Source organism: Anaeroplasma sp. (assembly GCF_034179385.1).
In the GTDB taxonomy this organism is placed as follows: Bacteria; Bacillota_I; Bacilli_A; order Acholeplasmatales; family Anaeroplasmataceae; genus Anaeroplasma.
Window position 1 is genome coordinate 1 of sequence record NZ_JAXFPY010000003.1, and the last position, 4,820, is coordinate 4,820.

The 4,820-nt window shown below is 27.1% G+C and carries 3 protein-coding genes; 2 read left to right on the plus strand and 1 reads right to left on the minus strand.

The window, feature by feature from the left end; translation table 11 throughout:
• Both SPJ17_RS00075 and SPJ17_RS00080 read left to right on the plus strand, forming a co-directional pair.
• On the plus strand, window positions 1-665 hold a 665-nt coding region (locus tag SPJ17_RS00075; RefSeq protein ID WP_321091505.1), incomplete at its 5' end, for a hypothetical protein.
• Window positions 666-686: 21 nt separating this feature from the next.
• The gene (locus SPJ17_RS00080; protein ID WP_321091507.1) at window positions 687-4,190 is read left to right on the plus strand and encodes a hypothetical protein; all 3,504 of its coding nucleotides are present in this window, start codon (window positions 687-689) and stop codon (window positions 4,188-4,190) included.
• Here SPJ17_RS00080 and SPJ17_RS00085 read toward each other — a convergent pair.
• The coding region (locus SPJ17_RS00085; RefSeq protein WP_321091509.1) for a hypothetical protein at window positions 4,187-4,820 on the minus strand (634 nt) is incomplete at its 5' end. The two genes, SPJ17_RS00080 and SPJ17_RS00085, sit on opposite strands and share 4 nt — an antisense overlap.

The following is a 4,820-nucleotide window of genomic DNA, read 5'->3' on the forward strand; positions in this document are numbered from 1 at the left end:
ATGCAAAATTAAAGAAAACAAAGATTATTGAAACTTTACATGATGTAAATGACCCCACTGATTTAATATCATTTGAATCTACAAATAAAATACCAATGATTTTCCATATAGATGTAACTATAACATCATCTGCTTATACAACCGCAGAAGTTTCAAATAATATAAAAACAAACTTATCTAAAACATATGGTATTGAAACTATGGATTTTGGTGAAAGTGTGTATGATTCAGATTATGTAAGATTAATTGATGAAACCGATGGTGTAAAAAATCATTTATCTCATGTCGAATTATATAAAGATAATATAAAATTATCATCCAATTATTATTGTGATTTTGAATTACCTATATACCCTATAAGCTCTGATTCTGTAAAAGTATATGTAAAAGATACAACTATTGAAGATTCCGAATATGAACTTATGGCTACTTGTGATTCTAATGGTAATATCGTTGGAGCAAAAGATACTTCATATGTAACCACTAACTCGACTCTCGATTTAAACTCAGGAAAAGGTGCATTAAATATCACAAATGGATTGACGGAAGACTATCATAACTATTCATTTAAGGTAGAATATCAATATTTTGAAAAAAATCTTAAAAACTCTAGCAGAAGTAATATTTTATATTATGATGATGCCGTGATAAACTTGAAATACTAAACTTAGTGAGGTAAAAAAAAAATGTCACAAGAAACTATAAATAAATCCTTGCAAAATACATTAATTTCGCCATTAACTCATGATTTATTATGGTCTCAATTCCTAAATTCCATGTCATATGAATTACAGAATATGCGTGACAAATATTCCGAAATAAAAAATAATTGGAACATAGATAAAAACGATAAATCTAATTTAATTAGAATTTCTGAATCATTCGGTTATACCCCAAATCTGATAATTAATAGCACTACAAGTATGGCTAAAAAAGAAATTGAATCTATACCATATAGAATTCGAGAAAAAACAAATTATTTAGGATATAATTTAATTTTTCAACAAAACAATTCTTTAGGAGAGGTGTTCAATTATTATTGGAACGATAAAAAATTAATAAAAGTAATAGATTACGAAAAAACAATTGCCAATTTAATAGCATCTGACCATTATTCTCCTTTCTTGGGAATAGAAACAAAAAAAAATTATTCATCTATTCTAAACTCTAATGTGCCTTTATTAGATTACACGCTCAATGGTGAAAAACTATATGATGATGCAGGTCTTAGATATTATTCTCTTGACCAAGCAATAGGTTCTTCTGTTTGGGGATTAGATACCGCATATGTACAAATTCCAACAAAACATTTAGGAATTGAATACTTTCCTCAAAATTATTATTGTGTTTACACTACATCTTTAGGTATTGCTGAGGAAGAAACTTCAATATACGAAACTCAAATAGAAATGAGTGAATACTACCTTGAAAAATCAATGATTATTAAAATCAATGATTTTATTTTAAATACATCGATTGAAGTTTTAAATAATAAAGAATATTTTATTGATGATAATGGTATATTAGATTCAAACTCATATTTCGATGTGAAAAACAATTTAGTTCATTTAGAATTCAATAAAATTCCTTCAGATTATGAGATTTCTGTATCATATAATATCGACCTTATAATGACATCTGATTACTTTTATTATCTTGAACAAGGGATGGAATATAACCGAAGATGTCCTATAATTCCTCATAGTGGTATATTCTTATCTGTAGACATTGCTTCTTCGCGTGGTTCTGATTTTTATCATCCGAATGAAAATAATTACACTGTACCTGATTTGAAAATTAAAGCGGTTACTGCTTCATCTTATAACAGATATATAACATTAACTGATTCTTCTCGCTTAGACAATGCTTTGGATGAACAAGGACAACCAACTGGTGAAGAAAATTACAAATTAGATTCTCTTATAAAATGGACTTTGGATTCTAAAACTACCGAAAAAGAAGGATTGGCTAAAAATTTCAAATACATTGCGTATGGAAACAAACCTTTGAATATTATAAATGAAGAAAATAATCAAATTTTTAATCAAAATTCAATGATATTCTATTATAATATGAACTCTGAAGATTACAGTTCTACAATTTATGATAATTCTTCAAATCAAATAAACTGTACAGTTGTCGGTAGTGACTTAAAAATCGATAGTATTATAGACAAATCTTTAAATTTCGATGGTGAAACATACGCTTATTCAAATACAACACTAGCGATAGACGCATTTCAAGATTACACATTAGGTTTATGGTTTAAAGCGTCTAATTTAACAGACATTTCAAGTGGAACAATTTTTGAATCATTCATTAATATTTCTTATGATTATATAAACAATAAATTAATAATTGATGGAAATGAATTCGATTGTGATAAAAATTATCACTTCTTATGTTTACATTTTAATCACACATCAAATACGGTAAAAGTTTATATTGATTGTGTTGATTATGGTCAATTTAATTTTGCAATAACCTCATCTTCTCATAAAATTTATTTAGGAACAAACGATTTGATAAATAATAATTTCTATGGTGAAATTGATAACATTTGGTTACTTGCTAAAATATTAAATGATGTACAAATGTCATATATATTCAATAATAAAATATCTGTAATTTCTCATATGGGAAATAGACTGTCTTATTATGAATTAACAGATGATGAAATTTATGATGATACGGATAACAATTATCTAGTAATTCAATCTTATGTAAAATCAATGGATATTAATAATGAACATACAATGTTGACATACGATGCTAGTGATTCAGCAAATTATACATATACCACCAAGTTTAGTCCTATAATCCCTTCTTACTTTAAGATGAGTTACACAGACTCTTTAGGAAAAACCGTAACGATTAAATCTAACGAAGATGGTAAATTCTACAACGAAGATACTAGAAAAAATATAACAGGTGGAATTGATTTTGATAAAGGAATATGGAATTTGACCAAAAACACAGTTCAATCTATTTCTCAAAAACCAATTGTTGAAATCAATAAAGAGCCTTATAAAAAAACATATACCACCCTTTATCATGTAATAGATGAATCTGCAGAAGACCCTAATGATAGAGATTGTTGGTATTCTACTTATGATGTGAAAACTCAAGAACATAGTGATAAGATTATTGCTGATGAATATGATGTTGACGGTTCTACTAAAACTACACCTACATTCATTTATAAAAGCGATGTTGATACATCATTTACGAAAATTTATTCGAACGATGAAGAAAACTTTTATGTATATAAAGGTGATGAAAAATCTAATTTTATAAATTTATATAATGTTGATTCTGATGATGATGAAACACCTCTATTCTCTAAAGACAATGGTAAAAGTTTATACTCAACTTTATCGGATTTAATCTCCGAAACTAATCAGCTTAAAGCATATGTTGATTTAGGTGAAGCAAGTGCAACGACAATTTATTCTAAAGATGGTGGAACAAAAATGTATCTCGATGTTGCTTGTTCGGATGAGAAACGAATTAATAAATACACAACCACTATAAATGGTGATAAAGTTGTATTTTATACTTTAGGTGATTCACCTGTCGGATATTCAAATTTATCCTTTACTTCGATTATAAGTTATGAAACAAGAGATGGAGAATCATTTAATCCTATGCAACTTGTTATAAAAACCGTTCAATCCGATTTAATCTCCACATTGAATTTATATTGTGATATACACGAATACACAAATGTTTATACTTTAGATTACATTCAAAATTTCCAAGTATCAATTGAATTATCTAATGTACAATTGGTAAAAAATTCAATAGTATTCTATTTTTGGATGACGGAAGATGGAGTTTTAACTAAAAAATCGGCAAGAATTGACGCTCAAGGTGGAATTTCTGGAGATAACATAAACACACTATTAAGTAGTTTTGATTATAATACTAACACTTTATCGGTAACATTCTATGATGAAGTTAATAGTGATGTGATAGTATCTTACGAATATTATCATTCTTTAGATATCGATTATTCTAAACCAATAATAATGAATTACAAAATTCAAAAATCCACGATGGTTAATGAGATTGGATTGGAAGATGAGAATCATGAATTAATGGCTTATATGACTTTTCCTAATATTGAATTTCATACAATTTACAATAATATTTCAGCCATGTTTGCTATCATGAAATCATCTTCTTAGGAAAAAAGTATTTTGTTATTTCGATATTGCTCTGTTAAATTTACATTCTGTTTTGAGCATACTAACATCGTTCTCGCATTTTTAGAATCCCATATATGATAACTTGATTCTATTAAATATATACCTGTGTTGCGAAGAGATAATGTATCTGATGAATTAGATGTTACATTCGGCATATTAACTCTTATTGTATTCCCACAAACTAAAGTTTTATCTAAGTGAGTATTAATTGTTATCTTGTCAGGAAGAACTACATCTTTATGTAAATTAATAGCGAAACCCTTATTATTGTTTTTAGTGTCGTCTTGTTTAATATCATTATCATATAACGATATTATTTCTGTCGGATTGGTTGAACTTCCGATTATAGGATATTTTCCTTGTGATTTTGTATATTTCAACAAAGAATCATTTTCTAAAGAAATATTTCCATCTTCATCATAATTATAATATCTACAGTTAAAATAAGGTTTGATTTTACTTAATTCTAATTGAGAAAAATTAACTGAATAGAATATATTTCCATTTGCTACAATATCAATTCCATATGTACCATAGGTGATTTCTTTTAATGGTGTAGAGTTAAACATAGAATTAAAACTCTTGAAATGAAAAACATTATTAGAATCT